Raw genomic sequence first — 15,204 nt, forward strand, 5'->3', positions numbered from 1 at the left:
TTTATCAATTAGAAACCAGCTTTATGTGAACCTACAATTCTAAAAATTTTCAATATATTTTCCCTCATAGGCAAGTTGCTGTATAGGGAAAGCCTGAATTTGACAAATGTATAAAAGAAAAAACTTCGTCATTTTATAGGAAAAGTCCTTATTTTAAAGAAAAACTAAGGACTTTTTTTATATTTGAACAAAAACTATATATTATGGAGTGTAGGCATGTCCAGGGAGTGTTTGCTAGTTATACAAAAAGGTGTATAATTACCATGTTTGAAAAAATAACTTCGTGAGGATGGACAAATAATGTTTAAACCAAAACTTTTTACGTGTTTAAAATCATATTCAAAAGATCAGTTTTATAAGGACATAATAGCAGGAATTATAGTGGCTATTATAGCCATACCCCTATCAGTAGCATTAGGTATAGCATCAGGTGTAGGACCAGAACAAGGTCTTATTACTGCCACCATAGGAGGCTTTTTAGTATCCCTATTAGGAGGAAGCCGTGTTCAGGTTGCAGGACCTACGGGAGCATTTGTAGTTATCGTTTATGGAATAATAGAGAAATATGGTATAGAAGGATTAGCTATAGCTACCATAATGGGAGGGATGATCCTTGTTTTAATGGGATTTGCTAAATTAGGAAGTCTAATAAAGTTTATTCCATATCCTATTACTACAGGTTTTACTAGTGGTATAGCCGTAGTAATATTCTCTACCCAGATAAAGGACTTTTTAGGATTAAATATGGAAAAAGTTCCATCTGAGTTTATTGAAAAATGGTTAGCGTATATAGAAAACTTTTCTTCTCTAAACCTGTGGGCTCTATTACTTGGAGTTTTAACCATATGCATATTGATTATAGTTCCTAAGATAAATAAAAAAATACCAGGTGCACTAGTTGCAATTATAATAACTACTCTTATAGCCAATATATTTAAATTAGATGTGAATACTATAGGATTACAATTTGGAACTATCAAGTCTCAAGGGTTACATATAAGAGCCATGTCGGTAGACTTTAATACTATACAAATGTTATTTATGCCAGCTGTAGCTATTGCCCTATTAGGAGGAGTAGAATCTCTATTATCAGCAGTTGTAGCAGATGGTATGATAGGTGGGAATCATAGGTCTAATACAGAATTAATAGGCCAAGGAATTGCAAATGTATTTTCAGGTTTATTTGGAGGTATTCCAGTAACAGGTGCCATAGCAAGGACTTCTGCTAATGTTAAACTAGGGGGGCGTACACCTGTGGCTGGTATAGTTCATGCCCTAGTGGTATTTATAATTATGACTTTTTTTATGCCTCTATTTAGTTATGTACCTATGGCCACGTTAGCTGGAATTTTAATAATTGTAGCTTACAATATGGGAGAGTGGCATGGATTTACTAATTTACATAAGTATCCTAAAAGTGATGCATTTGTGTTTTTAACAACTTTCATATTAACAGTAATTATAGATTTAATAGTGGCAATAGAGGTGGGAATGGTATTGGCTTCGTTCCTATTTATGATAAGAATGGCTAGAATATCAAATACATCTTTAATTGTTCATTCAGAAAGTAGTTGGGGAGATGAGTTACGTATACCTAAGGATAAAATCTTTCAAGAACATGTAATGTATTATGAAATAGAAGGGCCCTTTTTCTTTGGAGCTGCGGATAAATTCATACAGGCCATAAAGGAGATACATTCCATGCCTAAAGTATTGATGTTAAGTTTAAAGGACGTACCAACTATAGATGCCACAGGATATTATGCATTAGAACAATTTTGTAATGAGTGTTTAAGAAGCAATACAGAACCTATATTTTTGAGTCTAAATGAAGAGCTAGAGACCAGATTAAATAAATATGGATTTATAGAGAAGGTAGGAGAGCATCGTTTCTATAAGAACTTAAATGAAGCAAAAAAGTATTTAAATCAATTAGAATTTAATAAAAATTAAATATATAAAAATAGACCCTTAGCTAAATCTAAGGGTCTATTTTTATAGGTATATATCCAATCTCATATTAACTTACTTCGGTCATATGAATAAAAAATATTTTAACTTTTCTCTCCGTTTAGATAGTCCTTACATTTTTGAATAAATATTTCCACATTTCTTTCTTCCGCAGCGATGGCTTCCCTTGAGGTTTGACCTCTTCCTAGTCTGTCACAGAGACAAAGTAGTGCCATATCATCTGGGTTCGTTTCGGCCACCATTCTCTTTATATTAGCAAAGGGTAGACTTTTTACAACAAAAAGAATCTGCATATGCCATCTCACCATTTTAGATACCATGTTAATAATATCTTCATCAGCACCTAACTCTTTTAAGAAATCTTGTGATAGCCTTTTTCCAAATTTGTCATGGTCATAGGCCGTAATCCTACCTTTTCTAATTTTTGTGGCAGGAACCTTCCCAAGATCATGTAGTAATGCTGCCCACATAAAAGCCTTTGGATTAGTACTGTTATCCTTTCTAATAGCTGCATTATCTACTACAAGCATAGTATGGTTCCAAACATTCCCTTCAGGATGATGTTTAGGGGACTGTTCTATTTTTTTTAAGTCACTTAGCATGGTAAATGGATATTTACTTAATGCTGGTTCTTCTTCAAATATCCTATTAAAATAATCAGAAGGTTTTTCATCTTCCATTAAATGTTTTTCAAAATCCTTATATATATTTTGTAGTTCATTCATATGTTTATTTACCCCCATAAGTAGTAATAGGAAAATTTATTATAATAGTTTTATTTTAATAAAGGGATAGAGTTTTTAAATTAAGAATATTGCCATGAACCATCTTCAGTACATACTAGTCTTGTGCCATCTGGTTTTTCAAGTGTTGACCCCACTCCATATTGGGAACCTTCGAAGGTACAATAAGCACCTTTAGTTCCTGCGGCAACATTTTTAGAAGTAATATTTATATTATTTTCAAGTTGTACCACATTTACAGTAGTGTCATTTTTAATTTTATTATTATCCATTTTAACATTCCTTTCATATTTTTTATGAAGATATATGAGAGTATATTATAAGTATGTGTAATTCTTTTTTTAAAATTCAATTTTAGAAATTGTAATATTTTAATAATCTTAGTAAGTGGGAAAAATAAATGTAATTTTAGTAAAATAAATAAAAGCCTTCACTAGGGTGAAGGCTAGATTTTTATTGATGTACAAAACTTGCACAATCTGTGCACTTGGGTCATGTGGCAGGCACTTTGTTTTTAATAATGTCAATATGATCAAGTGTACATTGATTAATAGTTTTAGCATGGTGTTTACATTCTGTTGCGCTGCATCCAATACTACTATTCGGCATAAATTCACCTCCAATGTATTTGTTAATATTATTAGAGTTTTAAAGAGCAAATATTCAATGGATTTATCTTATATAATTGAGAGAAGTTGCGAAAAATAAGACTGAAACAGATGATATAGGAAAAGGAGATAAGATGACAATTCTTAAAATAAACAATGTTAATAAATATTATAAAATAAGTAAAAAAGAAACATTTCAAGTGTTAAAAAATGTGAATTTGTCCTTCTATAAGGGTGAATTTGTATCAATAATAGGAGAATCAGGTAGTGGGAAATCTACACTAATGAACTTAATTGGAGGATTAGATTCAGATTTTCATGGAGATATTTTATTCCATGGTAAGTCAATTTCAAAATTTAAAGAAAAAGAATTAGATGCATATAGGAAAAATAATATAGGATTTATATTTCAAAGTTTCAATTTAATACCACATTTATCCGTATTAGACAATATAACTATTGCAATGACTTTATCTAATGCTTCAAAGGAAGAACAATTTAGTCGTGCTAAAGAATTATTAGAAGAAGTGGGATTAGAAGATCAAATTTATAAAAAACCTAATCAATTATCCGGTGGACAAAAGCAACGGGTGGCTATTGCCAGGGCATTGGCAAATGATCCAGATATAATATTGGCCGATGAACCAACGGGAGCCCTAGATTCTAAAACATCAGAGCAAATATTAGAATTATTACAAAAAATTGGGAAAAGGGGAAAATTAATTATTGCTGTTACTCACTCATCAAAAGTTGCAAATTTTGGTACTCGCATTGTATCTATTAGTGATGGTGAAATAATTAAGGACGATATTATAAAAGAAAAGATAGATCTAAAAGAAGAAAGAGCACATATTAAAAAAGGAAAACAAAATCTAAGCTTTTTCTCAGCAATTAAATTAGCTTTAAATAATATGAGGTTAAATACATGGCGAAATATTTTAATATCCTTTGGTGCATCTATTGGTATTACTAGTGTTATTATAATGTTAGCCCTAGGAAGTGGAGTAAAGTCATATATTCAGGGGGAAATCCAAGGGAACGTTGATCCTCTCATGATAGAAGTGACCAAACCAAGTAAAGAGGAAATGAGGGGGCCCATTACAGCGGGAAACCCATTCACTACAGAGGATATAAAAGAAATAGAAGGAATAGAAAATGCTAGGGAAATAGAAAAAAGTAGTACAATTTCCATGAAAACCAGGATAGAATACAAGGATAAAAGTAATGATGTATTAATACTTGAAACATTGACAAAATCCTTTGATGAATCAAGTGTTACATATGGACAAATGCCTAAACATGATGAAATTATAATTTCTAAGAATGTTGCCGAAAATTTAATGGAAGAAGGGGAACCTGTTAAAAATTTAGTTGGAACCACAGTAAAATTATTAATTGTGGAACAAAAGGATAATAAGCCGGTACAGATTGAGGAAGAATTTACTATTAGTGGCATAATGGAAACTAGTGGTCAAGGAATGATGGGTAATTTTACTTTAACCTATTTGAATTATGATGATTTAAACCAATTATATAGGGACAATGGAGTAGAGTTTGGACCAACAACCCTATATGTATATGGGACCAATGAAAAATATATTGCACATATAAAAGAAGAAATAAAGGAATTAGGTTATGAAGGTTCCAGGGAAGAGGCAATCTTAGAACAATTAATGGTGTATCTAAATATTGCTACAGCAGTATTGGCTGGTATAGCAGGCATTTCATTAATTGTATCAGGTATAATGATATTAGTAGTATTATATATTAGTGTCATTGAACGAACGAAAGAAATTGGAGTATTAAAAGCTATTGGTGCAAGAAGAAAGGATATTAAACGCATTTTCTTCTCAGAAGCTGCCTTGGTGGGAGTGATTGCTGGTTTAATTGGTGTTATTTGTGCTATTTTCATAGGAAACATTGGAAATGGAATTTTAAATAGGCAGTTTGGTGTAAAGTTAATAGAGGTTAAAATTGACTATATGATTTTGGGGTTATTAGTAAGTACTATTGTTAGTGTAGTAGCAGGTTTGAGTCCTGCAAGTAAAGCTGCAAAATTAGATCCAATACAGTCCTTGCGTCATGAGTAAAAAAGGCATACTTTTTTAAAGAGTCAGGGGAGGTTTGTCCACAACCCTTTAATTTTTTACTATACATAGTTTTGAAAGTTTATAATTGTATAGGAAGTATAAAATTCCTTCTGTTGGTAGATAAAAGATTAAATCTACTTAACAGAAGGAATAAATATTTTGAAAAATAAATTGTTTAAGAATTCTTAGTCTTCTTCAAATTTGAGCCAATCACTGGAATCAGGAGGAAAGGCTATGCATCCAATAGGAGCTAGTGGGTTTTGAATTAATGTGGTTCCTTTAAAGTCATGAGTGTGGAAGAACGTACATGAAGTAGTACCAATAATAGCATGAACGTGACCAATTATATTTCCGTCTCCATCTCTTATCAGTATTGCAGGTCCTGTTGTTACAGTAACTTCATGGAAATGATTAAAGAAAAAGTCTGTGTTGACGAATATTTGGTGCACATGTCCACCACCTGGAGTTGGTATTACAGATCCAGTTACCCCAGCTACTCGGTGATTGTGAAGCAATTTTGTTTTATCAAAGGGAGCTGCCAGCATGGTACTAAATAGAAATTCATGAACATGCTCTTGAAAGCTATCACATGTGTTTTTATCCTTTTCCACGTAAAAACCTCCTCTATTTTACTAAATAAATTAATATAGAATATAAAACAAGTTGTATACTTGTCTTTATTCTAATTTAAAATATGCAAAATAAAAGAGATTTGTTCTTTATAAAGAGGCTTTTTTTAAACTTTGTACATTTTACCCTAAAAATTCAGGATTTGTAGTATGATCTGAGCGAATAGCCTTTTGTAGAATGGTAAAATCAATTTCTTTACCGTCCATTTTAAGATCGCAAGGATATTGGGATCCACAATCTTCACACTCTATATATTCTTTAGAGTTAGTTTGTTCCCTATTATCAAATAAAAAGGGAAGAGGTTCTGTTTCCTCCTTTGAATTTTCACTATTATCTTTATTGAGTTTATAGCTGTACAAATAGGTCGCTTCACGTTTTGCTATAAAATCATTGCTCTTGCACTTGGGACATACTAAGGTCTTTGTTATGAACAAGATTATGACTTCCTTTCTATTTATTAGTATATAGACAGTATGCCACAATCATTAATTCATATACTATTTTGTCTGGAATAAAAAAATCTGACATCTGTAGAATTTAGATGTCAGATAAAAGTAGGATAGGGTTCTTTTGTTAGGTCTATACCTTTATAGTTATGCAAATTTTTCATCGGTACAAGAAGAATTGCTCCAACGGCCACATTTATCGCCCCAGTTAGAGATTAAAGTATCATCCTTATAGAATTTAACTACTTCACATAAATTTGGACAATGGTTGCACTCAAAGGTACTAACCGTATACTCACTATTAGCTATTTCAAAACCAGTGAAATTAGTACGTTTAGTTTTGGCCACTTCCTCTTTTGCAAGAAGGGCTACACCTACGGCTCCCATCACATGGTGATAGGGTGGAACTAGGATTTTTTCTCCTAGTAGTTCCTCAAAGGCTCGTACTATTCCCTTGTTAGCAGCTACTCCTCCTTGGAATACTATAGGTCCATTTAGAGTCTTACCCTTTCCAAGGTTATTTAAATAATTTCTGGCAAGGGCTTCGCAAAGACCATTTATTATATCTTCTTGATTATGTCCAAGTTGTTGTTTATGAATCATGTCTGATTCGGCAAAAACGGCACATCTACCTGCTATTCTAATCTTAGATTTTGAATTAAGAGCCATATGGCCAAAGTCTTCTATGGGGATTCCAAGTCTCTCTGCCTGTCTATCTAAGAAAGAACCTGTTCCGGCGGCACAAACCGTATTCATACCAAAGTCGTGTAATATGCCATCTCTTAATAGGATTATTTTTGAATCCTGACCTCCTATCTCTAGGATGGTATTTACATTTGGCACAAAGTGAATGGCAGCACGGGCATGGGCTGTAATTTCATTTTTCACCACATCGGAACCTACCATTATTCCACCTAAATTTCTACCGCTACCTGTAGTACCTACTCCAGAGACTTTTAACTCCTCAGTCATATTATCTTTTAGTTTCTTTAATCCATTTTTTATGGTATTTATGGGATTTCCTTGAGTTCTTATGTAAAGGGAATCTAAAACATTGTTTTTTTCGTCTATTAGGACTAGATTAGTACTAACAGAACCAATATCAATTCCAAGATATGCTTTTTTCATTTTTTAAATTATCCCTCCTGCTTGATAGAAGATCTATATAGGCTTCAAGCCTAGTTAAATAACCTGCTTCTCCTGTCATTTCATCTATTATTAAACTAAGTACTGGTATATTATATTTTTCTTGTACCTTAGGGAAAACACTCATGGAAACAATTTCAGGCATACAAGAAAAGGGCATTAGGTGTATTACACCATCTAAATTAGCCTGAGAATATAGGATGGAATTTCCAATGGTCTCTCTGCAATGGCCTCCTACTCCAGTAGATACAAAGGGTTTGGCCGCCTTTGTTACATGATTATCCTTAAATCCTAATGATCCTAAAACTACATGTTCCCAAAACCATTTTGAAATGGATAGAGATTTATGAACTTCCACTCCCATGGTGTTTAATTTCCTAAATAGGTCCAAGTTGGAAAAATTGTCAATTACAGTATAAATTTCTCCCACAACACCTATTTTTAGAGGATTAGCTTTTTTATTTAAATTAAAATCATTTAATTTATTTTTAGCAATTTTAACTTTTTTAAACATTTCTTTTGTACCATATGAATTTTCTAAATCAGTTTTTAATTCATCAAAAAATTCATGCAAGGGAAAATCACAATAGGGTGAATTTTTTAAAATCCAATCTTCTATATATTCTAATTCCCTGAGTACATTAACTGCTCTTAAAACAACTTTAGATATTTTAAGGGGATTTCTAAGAGGAGTAACACTATATACCCTATTGAGAAACTCACTATATTTTTTATCGGGAGATTCTAATAATACGAACTCCACCTCGTGGTTTAAATCCTTTAGTATTTCCTTTAGAACTTGGCTATAGAGACCAAATCTACAAGGTCCAAAGCTAGTAGTCATAATAACCGTATCTGCTCCTTGTTCTATGGACTCTATAATATTTCCCAAATTTAGTTTCATGGGAAGACACATGAGTTCAGGCGAATATCGTGTACCTAGTTCTAATGTTTTTTTACTACTCTTAGGTGGTATTACCACATCAACTTTTAAATCTTCCGCCATGGCCTTTACGGGTAAGTACATATTACCCATGTGAGGAAAAGTTAGTTTCATAATCTTGCCTCCATTTAATCATATCTATAAAAGCTTCAATCCTAGTATTTAATCCTGCTTCTCCCGTATGCTCATCTAAGTTGATTAACATAAATCCTTTGTTAGTATGTCTCCTTACTTTTCTTTCTATTATTTCTGAAATTACAGAATCAACTCCGCAACCAAAGGATGAGAGATATACTATACCCTTTATATTATCCATATCTAGGGCACATAGGGCAGAACCTAGGGTATGTCTAGCTAAGGTCCAAAAGATTTTTTTGTCCCTATCGAAATCAAGACCTTTAATGTGTTTAAAATCCATGTTATCTTGGGTAATCACCTGAAAACCAAAGGAATGGATTTTGTTTATTAAATTCATACTTAAATAATGATCATAAAGTATGTAACTATGTCCTAATACTAATATTTTTTCTGGTAATTCATTTTTAGTAAAACCTGTATAAGAGGAAGATTCTTCTAAGGGTAACATATTTAAGCTAAATTTATGTCTATAATCCTTTAAAGCATTTAAACCATCATTAAAAGCACTTTTTAAAAGTCTTTTATTGGAAGTTATGGGACTACCTATTTCATATACGGTTTTTAACAGATTGCTACGAGACTTATGGAAATCTACATTTGTATAAATGGTGGGTGGAAGTTCATCTATAGAACTTTTTACTAATTCTGGTACAGAACAGAATTTAGGACATATATATTCACCCTTACTTACACTAGTTAGTTTAGGTAAAAACAACATATCAACCTTATCCTTTAAGTTTAAAACGTGACCAAGATAAACTTTTAAGGGAAGGCAGGCTTCATCTATACAATGGAGTGTACCATCATCTAAAATTTGTTTATTAGTGGGATCAGAAAAAACAACATCAGCACCTAAGGACTCAAAAAATCCTTTCCAAAGGGGATGATACATGTAGTATCCTAATCCTCTAGGAATTCCAATTTTCATAAAACATATCACCTTTTTAAATTATTTTATACTTTTGTAGTATTAACATTTTTTAAAATTATAAACATAATTTACATTTTTAATTGTAATTTAATAGGCCTACTCAATGAGCCTAGATGGGAACTGGAAACTATAATATAACAATTGCCACAATGTTATGGCAAGAGTAGTAATTATTAGATTGAATCATAAATGATATTATGAATATAAGCAAAGGAAAAGCTTTTCTTAAAAGAAAGAGGTGACAGCATGGATAAAATAATAGTTAAAGATTTGATAAATTTATCATTAAGAGCAAAGGATAAGGAAAATGCTATAAAGGAAATGGCAAGTATGATGGAATCCTGCCAAAGATTAAATGACAAGGAAGAATATATAAGGGTAGTTATGGAGAGGGAAGGATTATCCACTACTGGAATAGGCTTTGGAGTAGGGATTCCCCATGGCAAAAGTAATTCGGTAAATATTCCTACTTTAGCCTTTGGTAGGTCTAGGGAAGGGATTGAGTGGCAGTCTCTAGATGATAAACCAGTTCATATGGTATTTTTAATTGGGGTTCCAGAGAGTTCAGCTTCAAATGAGCACTTAAGAATATTAGCCCTATTGTCTAGAAAATTAATGGATGAAAATTTTAGAAAAAATTTGATGGAAATTGAAAACGAGGATGAATTATTAAGTATTTTAGGAGAAGTATTTAAGCATATTGCAGCTTAGGATTTAGAGCGTATGAAAATATAAAAAATATTAAAGGAGGGTACTTATGAGTAATGAGTTAAAGAATTTAAGAACTTATCTGATGACAGGGGTTTCTTATATGATACCTATAGTTGTTATTGGTGGTGTTTTAATAGCCCTATCCATAGCCCTAAGTGGTGTAGAAGCTGGAACGGGAGCGAATGTAACAAATCCAATCTTATCTAAAATGTTAAATATAGGTGTAAAAGCCTTTGGACTTATGGTTCCTGTTTTAGCTGGATTTATTGCCTTTGGTATTGCAGAAAGGCCAGGTTTAGCACCAGGCCTCGTAGGTGGAGCACTGGCCAATGAAATAGGAGCAGGATTTTTAGGTGGAATCATAGCAGGATTTGTGGCTGGATATACGGCTAAATGGATTAAAACTTGGAAGGTTCCTACTCAATTAAGAGCAATTATGCCCATATTTGTTATACCACTTTTAGGATCACTAGTTGTGGGAACTGTCATGTATATAATAGGAGCGCCTATTAGTAGTTTAATGGAATCCATGACAAATGGATTAAAAAGCATGGGTACTTCTAATGCTGTAATATTAGCAATTATTATGGGTGCCATGATAGCCTTTGATATGGGAGGTCCAGTGAACAAGGTTGCATTCATGTTTGGTGCAGCTATGATAGGAGAAGGCGTATATACTGTAATGGGACCTGTGGCTGTAGCCATATGTATTCCTCCCCTTGCCATGGGAGTTGCAACTTTACTTAGTCCTAAAAAGTATTCTGAAGCTGAGAAAGAAGCTGGAAAGGGTGCCATTGCCATGGGCCTTATAGGAATTACAGAAGGTGCCATACCTTTTGCAGCAGCAGATCCTATAAGGGTTATTCCATCTATTGTAACAGGTTCTGCAATTGGAGCAGCCATTGCTGCCATGGGAAAGGTGGGAGACCATGCGCCCCATGGTGGACCAATAGTATTACCCGTAGTAGACAATAAGGTAATGTTCATGGTGGCCGTAATAGTTGGTGTAGCAGTAGCAGCCTTCATGGTAAATGCCCTTAAGAAGGAAGTTCAGGAAGAAATAATTGAAAATGATGATCCAGGAGAAATAGATATAGAATTTTAACATGATACCTGTGAAAGCAAACTAGGAAAACTTCTAGTTTGCTTAACAGGCCTTTAAATATAGTAGAGGGGAGATAAATTATGAAAATATTAGCAGTAACAGCTTGTCCAACAGGAATAGCACATACTTATATGTCAGCAGAGGCATTAGAAAAGGAATGTAAGGCTAGGGGATTTGAAGTAAAAGTAGAAACACAAGGATCCATAGGTGTGGAGAATAAAATAACGGAAGATGATTTAAAGGGAGCCCATGTAGTTATATTAACTAAGGATATGTCCATTAAGGGAAAAGAAAGATTTAAAGGAATTCCAACTGTAAATGTGGCCATAGGAGATTTAATAAAGAAGACTGGACCATTACTGGATAAAATAATTGACCATTTAAATAAGAATAAGTAGGGAGTGGAAGAATGTATAGTAATGAAGTTATAATAAAAAATAGTACGGGAATTCATGCCAGACCTGCCCAAATGTTAGTACAAGAAAGTGCTAAATATAAATCATCTATTAATATTTTAAAAGATGATGTAGTTTATAATGCTAAAAGTATAATGAATATTATGAGTATGGGAGCAATAAAGGGAGATAAAATAATTATTGAAGCCCAGGGAGAGGACGAGAAGTTAGCAGTTGAAGGTTTAATTAAGATTGTGGAAAATGGATTTGGAGAGTAATATAGTAGATAGAAAGTAAATAATTTAAGAGGCGGTACTCCGTCTCTTTTTATCCTATATAATATTATGGATTTTGTTTTTTAGTATGGAGGAAATCATATGAAAAGACTTATGGAAATGGCAAAGATATTACTTGAAAGTGAGAAACCCATAACTATAAAGGAAATAGCTAATGAATTAAACATATCTAATAAAACTGTACGAAATGATTTAAAAAAACTACAGGATTTTATAGAAAAGGAAGGGCTAAGACTTACGAAAAAGACAGGGGTAGGAACTAGTATAGAAGGCCCTGAAGATAATAAATTACAACTTTTAAGAACTGTAAAAAAGAGTGTGGATTATATACAACCCTATTCTCCAGGGGGCAGACAAAAATATATATTAAAAAAGTTATTTATGGATGGGGGAAATATGACTTCTTATGAATTGGCAGATGAACTATATGTTTCCACTGGAACCATACATAAGGATATTAAGGAAATAGAAAAATGGATAAATGACTTTAACTTAAAATTAGTTAAAAAAAGAAATTATGGAATTGAAATAATAGGTGAGGAAGATAATTATAGAAAAGCCATATCGGCCTTAATAGATCATATAAAGGAGACGGATGAAATAAAGGGCTTATTACAAGCCAATTATAAAGGGAGAATAGATGAAAAAACTTTATGCCAATTAAAGGCGTTGATTAATATAGATTATTTAAAACTAGAAGGCCTAGTAAGTCATGTGGAAGAACAATTAAATTTTAGATTTTCCCATGAAGCATATATTAGTTTAATAATACACATAGCCATATCTATTAAGAGAATTAAAAAGGGCTATGATATATTTTTATCTGAGAAAATATTAGAAAATATTAAGGATACAAAGGCCTTTTACTATGCAGAAAAAATGAGCTGTCATATGGAAAAGTATTTTAATGTTAAAATACCCACATCGGAAGTGGGATATATAACATTGCACATATTAGGGAGCAAAATGCATGGAAGGGATTTAGCCACACTTACTTTTGAGAGTGCTGAAGAGCTAGATTTGGCTGTGGAGATTGGAAAGGATATAACGAAAATAGCCAGTGAGGCCCTTCATATGAATTTAATAGAAGATCAGGTATTATTAAATGGACTCATATTACATTTACGTCCTACCATAAACAGGATAAAATATGGTCTAACCCTAAAAAACCCCATAATAGAAGAGATTAAAAGTAATTATCCAGATGTATTTGGAGTAGCGTGGATGTGTAGCCGTGTTTTCCAAAAATATTTAGATGTGAATATACCAGAGTCAGAAATAGGGTATATAGCCCTTCATTTAGGAGCTGCAGTAGAAAGAAATAGTCATAAGGTAAAGACCATAATAGTTTGTCATAGTGGCATAGGAACATCTCAATTGCTATCGGCACGATTTAAAAGGTGTTTTAAGGAAATAGATGTGATAGGAATATATTCTTCTGCTGGCCTAACTAAAGATATAATGGATGAAGCACAAATGATAATATCTACAGTACCTATAAAAGTAGATAGACCAGTAATATTAGTAAGTCCACTCTTTACTCAAATGGATGTAAAAAAAGTAGAAAAACATATAGACTCTATTCAGATGAGGATTAGGGGTGAAGAAGAGAAGGAATTCATATGTAAGGAAGTTTTCCATAGGAGCAAGAGATTTAATAATAGAAGTGAGATTATTGAAGAAATGTGTGAAAACCTAGAAAAAAAGGAGTATATAAAAAAGTCCTTCAAGGGTACAGTTTTAAAGAGGGAATCCTTAATGGCAACAGAAATAGGAAATTCCATAGCTATACCCCATGGAGAACCTAGTGAAGTGAAAAAATCATGTATTGCCTTAACAGTCTTAGAAGAGCCTGTAAAATGGGAATCTGAATGGGTAAAATATGTTTTTCTAATTTGTTTAGCTAAGAAGGATATATTTAAGACTAAAAATATTATCAAAAACTTATATAATAGGATGGATGATAAAGAATTTATAAATAGCCTAAATGGCCATATAGAAAGGGTTAAAACAAGTCTTAATAATTTAGAAAATACCATGTAAATATAATTTCGAAAGAAGGGGGCATTTCATGTATCCGTTAAAGTTTAAACCATATTATGTAGAAAAGGTTTGGGGTGGAGAGAAATTATCTTCATTTAAGATAGATGTACCAAAGGGAAATATAGGAGAAAGCTGGGAGTTATCCTATCATAAGGATCATATAAGTGAAATATGTAATGGTATATTTAAAGGAAAAAAACTAGATGAAATAATAGATTTAAAGAAAGAAAAACTATTGGGAACGGAAGTGAAAAGTCATAGGTTTCCCTTACTTATAAAGTTTTTAGATGCTCAACAGAAATTATCAGTTCAAGTCCATCCAGGAGATGACTATGCCCTAAAGAATGAGGATGACCTGGGTAAAACAGAAGTGTGGGTAATATTAGATGCAAAGGAAGATGCTAGGTTAGTATTAGGAACAGAAGAGGTAAATAGAGAAGAATTTAAAAGATCTATAGAAGAGGGGGATTTAGAAAAGTATCTTAAATATATACCTGTTAAAAAGGGTGAGATATACTTTATTAAAAGTGGATTAATCCATACAATGGAAGGAGTCTTAGTGGCAGAGATTCAACAAAATAGTAATGTTACCTATAGGGTATATGATTATAATAGGGGAAGGGAATTACATGTGGATAAAGCCCTAGATGTAATAGACTTTAACCTTGTGGGAAAAAATGCAAAGGGCCTTACCTTGAAAGAAGAAGGCTATGAAAAGACCTATTACTGTTATGATAAAAACTTTGTCCTTAAAAAATATGATGTAAAAGGGGTTTGTAAAGAAGAAAGTGACTTGGAAAGATTCTTCATATTTATGTGTATAGATGGGGACGGTAAAATAATATATACTGATGGAGAAGAAACAATAAAAACTGGAGAAACCTTATTAATACCAGCTTCCCTAGGGAAATATTCTTTAGAAGGTAGCATGAGTCTTTTAAAGACTTATGTTCCAAACCTAGAAAAGTTTGAAAAGGATATACTAAATAGGATTAAATATTAAAAAAC

Annotated in this window: 16 protein-coding genes; 8 read left to right on the forward strand and 8 right to left on the reverse strand. The window is 32.6% G+C overall.

Annotation, left to right across the window (positions count from 1 at the left end; all coding sequences use genetic code 11):
* Positions 1-300: 300 nt before the first annotated feature.
* Positions 301-1,953 carry a SulP family inorganic anion transporter gene (locus CCE28_RS17825; protein ID WP_095135081.1) on the forward strand — a complete coding sequence of 551 codons (1,653 nt, stop codon included), beginning with the start codon at positions 301-303 and terminating at the stop codon, positions 1,951-1,953.
* A gap of 101 nt (positions 1,954-2,054) precedes the next feature.
* On the opposite strand, the gene CCE28_RS17830 is transcribed toward CCE28_RS17825, so the two are convergent.
* The 3 genes from CCE28_RS17830 to CCE28_RS17840 all read right to left on the reverse strand — a co-directional run bounded on the left by CCE28_RS17830 (position 2,055) and on the right by CCE28_RS17840 (position 3,323).
* A complete protein-coding gene (locus tag CCE28_RS17830) occupies positions 2,055-2,696 on the reverse strand; it encodes an HD domain-containing protein (protein WP_095135082.1) in 642 nt (213 codons plus the stop codon).
* Positions 2,697-2,776: 80 nt separating this feature from the next.
* Positions 2,777-2,986: a hypothetical protein gene (locus CCE28_RS17835; RefSeq protein ID WP_095135083.1), complete on the reverse strand. Its 210-nt coding sequence runs from the start codon at positions 2,984-2,986 to the stop codon at positions 2,777-2,779.
* Positions 2,987-3,206: 220 nt separating this feature from the next.
* Positions 3,207-3,323: a DUF1540 domain-containing protein gene (locus CCE28_RS17840; protein ID WP_095135084.1), complete on the reverse strand. Its 117-nt coding sequence runs from the start codon at positions 3,321-3,323 to the stop codon at positions 3,207-3,209.
* A 76-nt stretch (positions 3,324-3,399) separates the two neighbouring features.
* On the opposite strand from CCE28_RS17840, the gene CCE28_RS17845 reads away from it, so the two are divergent.
* Positions 3,400-5,412 (forward strand): ABC transporter ATP-binding protein/permease, encoded by a 2,013-nt coding sequence (locus CCE28_RS17845; RefSeq protein WP_330396884.1) that lies wholly within the window; start codon positions 3,400-3,402, stop codon positions 5,410-5,412.
* Positions 5,413-5,597: 185 nt separating this feature from the next.
* Here CCE28_RS17845 and CCE28_RS17850 read toward each other — a convergent pair whose 3' ends face one another.
* From CCE28_RS17850 to CCE28_RS17870, 5 genes are all read right to left on the reverse strand, one after another.
* The gene (locus CCE28_RS17850; RefSeq protein WP_242973018.1) at positions 5,598-6,023 is read right to left on the reverse strand and encodes a YmaF family protein; all 426 of its coding nucleotides are present in this window, start codon (positions 6,021-6,023) and stop codon (positions 5,598-5,600) included.
* Positions 6,024-6,164: 141 nt separating this feature from the next.
* Positions 6,165-6,476 carry a hypothetical protein gene (locus CCE28_RS17855; protein ID WP_095135085.1) on the reverse strand — a complete coding sequence of 104 codons (312 nt, stop codon included), beginning with the start codon at positions 6,474-6,476 and terminating at the stop codon, positions 6,165-6,167.
* A gap of 159 nt (positions 6,477-6,635) precedes the next feature.
* Positions 6,636-7,616, reverse strand: coding sequence for an acyl-CoA dehydratase activase (locus CCE28_RS17860; RefSeq protein ID WP_095135086.1), 981 nt, complete (start codon positions 7,614-7,616; stop codon positions 6,636-6,638).
* A complete protein-coding gene (locus CCE28_RS17865; protein WP_095135087.1) occupies positions 7,591-8,691 on the reverse strand; it encodes an acyl-CoA dehydratase activase-related protein in 1,101 nt (366 codons plus the stop codon). Before CCE28_RS17865 ends, CCE28_RS17860 begins: the two co-directional genes overlap by 26 nt.
* Positions 8,663-9,643 (reverse strand): acyl-CoA dehydratase activase-related protein, encoded by a 981-nt coding sequence (locus tag CCE28_RS17870; protein ID WP_095135088.1) that lies wholly within the window; start codon positions 9,641-9,643, stop codon positions 8,663-8,665. Before CCE28_RS17870 ends, CCE28_RS17865 begins: the two co-directional genes overlap by 29 nt.
* A 249-nt stretch (positions 9,644-9,892) precedes the next feature.
* Here CCE28_RS17870 and CCE28_RS17875 point away from each other — a divergent pair, with 249 nt between their 5' ends.
* The 6 genes from CCE28_RS17875 to CCE28_RS17900 all read left to right on the forward strand — a co-directional run bounded on the left by CCE28_RS17875 (position 9,893) and on the right by CCE28_RS17900 (position 15,199).
* The gene (locus tag CCE28_RS17875) at positions 9,893-10,357 is read left to right on the forward strand and encodes a PTS sugar transporter subunit IIA (RefSeq protein ID WP_095135089.1); all 465 of its coding nucleotides are present in this window, start codon (positions 9,893-9,895) and stop codon (positions 10,355-10,357) included.
* 46 nt (positions 10,358-10,403) lie between these two features.
* The gene (locus CCE28_RS17880) at positions 10,404-11,462 is read left to right on the forward strand and encodes a PTS fructose transporter subunit IIC (RefSeq protein ID WP_095135090.1); all 1,059 of its coding nucleotides are present in this window, start codon (positions 10,404-10,406) and stop codon (positions 11,460-11,462) included.
* A gap of 80 nt (positions 11,463-11,542) precedes the next feature.
* The gene (locus CCE28_RS17885; protein ID WP_095135091.1) at positions 11,543-11,860 is read left to right on the forward strand and encodes a PTS fructose-like transporter subunit IIB; all 318 of its coding nucleotides are present in this window, start codon (positions 11,543-11,545) and stop codon (positions 11,858-11,860) included.
* Between the two features lie 11 nt (positions 11,861-11,871).
* Positions 11,872-12,135 carry an HPr family phosphocarrier protein gene (locus CCE28_RS17890; protein WP_095135092.1) on the forward strand — a complete coding sequence of 88 codons (264 nt, stop codon included), beginning with the start codon at positions 11,872-11,874 and terminating at the stop codon, positions 12,133-12,135.
* 99 nt (positions 12,136-12,234) lie between these two features.
* Complete coding sequence (locus tag CCE28_RS17895) at positions 12,235-14,196, forward strand: BglG family transcription antiterminator (RefSeq protein WP_095135093.1); 1,962 nt, start codon at positions 12,235-12,237, stop codon at positions 14,194-14,196.
* 28 nt (positions 14,197-14,224) lie between these two features.
* A complete protein-coding gene (locus CCE28_RS17900; RefSeq protein ID WP_095135094.1) occupies positions 14,225-15,199 on the forward strand; it encodes a type I phosphomannose isomerase catalytic subunit in 975 nt (324 codons plus the stop codon).
* Positions 15,200-15,204: the final 5 nt, after the last annotated feature.

This window comes from Anaeromicrobium sediminis (assembly GCF_002270055.1).
Lineage (GTDB): Bacteria > Bacillota > Clostridia > Peptostreptococcales > Thermotaleaceae > Anaeromicrobium > Anaeromicrobium sediminis.

Excerpts from the sequence above, each read along its gene's own strand:
- CCE28_RS17825 (WP_095135081.1), top strand. The coding sequence starts at position 301 with ATGTTTAAACCAAAACTTTTTACGTGTTTAAAATCATATTCAAAAGAT.
- CCE28_RS17830 (WP_095135082.1), bottom strand. The coding sequence starts at position 2,696 with ATGAATGAACTACAAAATATATATAAGGATTTTGAAAAACATTTAATG.
- CCE28_RS17835 (WP_095135083.1), bottom strand. The coding sequence starts at position 2,986 with ATGGATAATAATAAAATTAAAAATGACACTACTGTAAATGTGGTACAA.
- CCE28_RS17840 (WP_095135084.1), bottom strand. The coding sequence starts at position 3,323 with ATGCCGAATAGTAGTATTGGATGCAGCGCAACAGAATGTAAACACCAT.
- CCE28_RS17860 (WP_095135086.1), bottom strand. The coding sequence starts at position 7,616 with ATGAAAAAAGCATATCTTGGAATTGATATTGGTTCTGTTAGTACTAAT.
- CCE28_RS17865 (WP_095135087.1), bottom strand. The coding sequence starts at position 8,691 with ATGAAACTAACTTTTCCTCACATGGGTAATATGTACTTACCCGTAAAG.
- CCE28_RS17870 (WP_095135088.1), bottom strand. The coding sequence starts at position 9,643 with ATGAAAATTGGAATTCCTAGAGGATTAGGATACTACATGTATCATCCC.
- CCE28_RS17875 (WP_095135089.1), top strand. The coding sequence starts at position 9,893 with ATGGATAAAATAATAGTTAAAGATTTGATAAATTTATCATTAAGAGCA.
- CCE28_RS17880 (WP_095135090.1), top strand. The coding sequence starts at position 10,404 with ATGAGTAATGAGTTAAAGAATTTAAGAACTTATCTGATGACAGGGGTT.
- CCE28_RS17885 (WP_095135091.1), top strand. The coding sequence starts at position 11,543 with ATGAAAATATTAGCAGTAACAGCTTGTCCAACAGGAATAGCACATACT.
- CCE28_RS17890 (WP_095135092.1), top strand. The coding sequence starts at position 11,872 with ATGTATAGTAATGAAGTTATAATAAAAAATAGTACGGGAATTCATGCC.
- CCE28_RS17895 (WP_095135093.1), top strand. The coding sequence starts at position 12,235 with ATGAAAAGACTTATGGAAATGGCAAAGATATTACTTGAAAGTGAGAAA.
- CCE28_RS17900 (WP_095135094.1), top strand. The coding sequence starts at position 14,225 with ATGTATCCGTTAAAGTTTAAACCATATTATGTAGAAAAGGTTTGGGGT.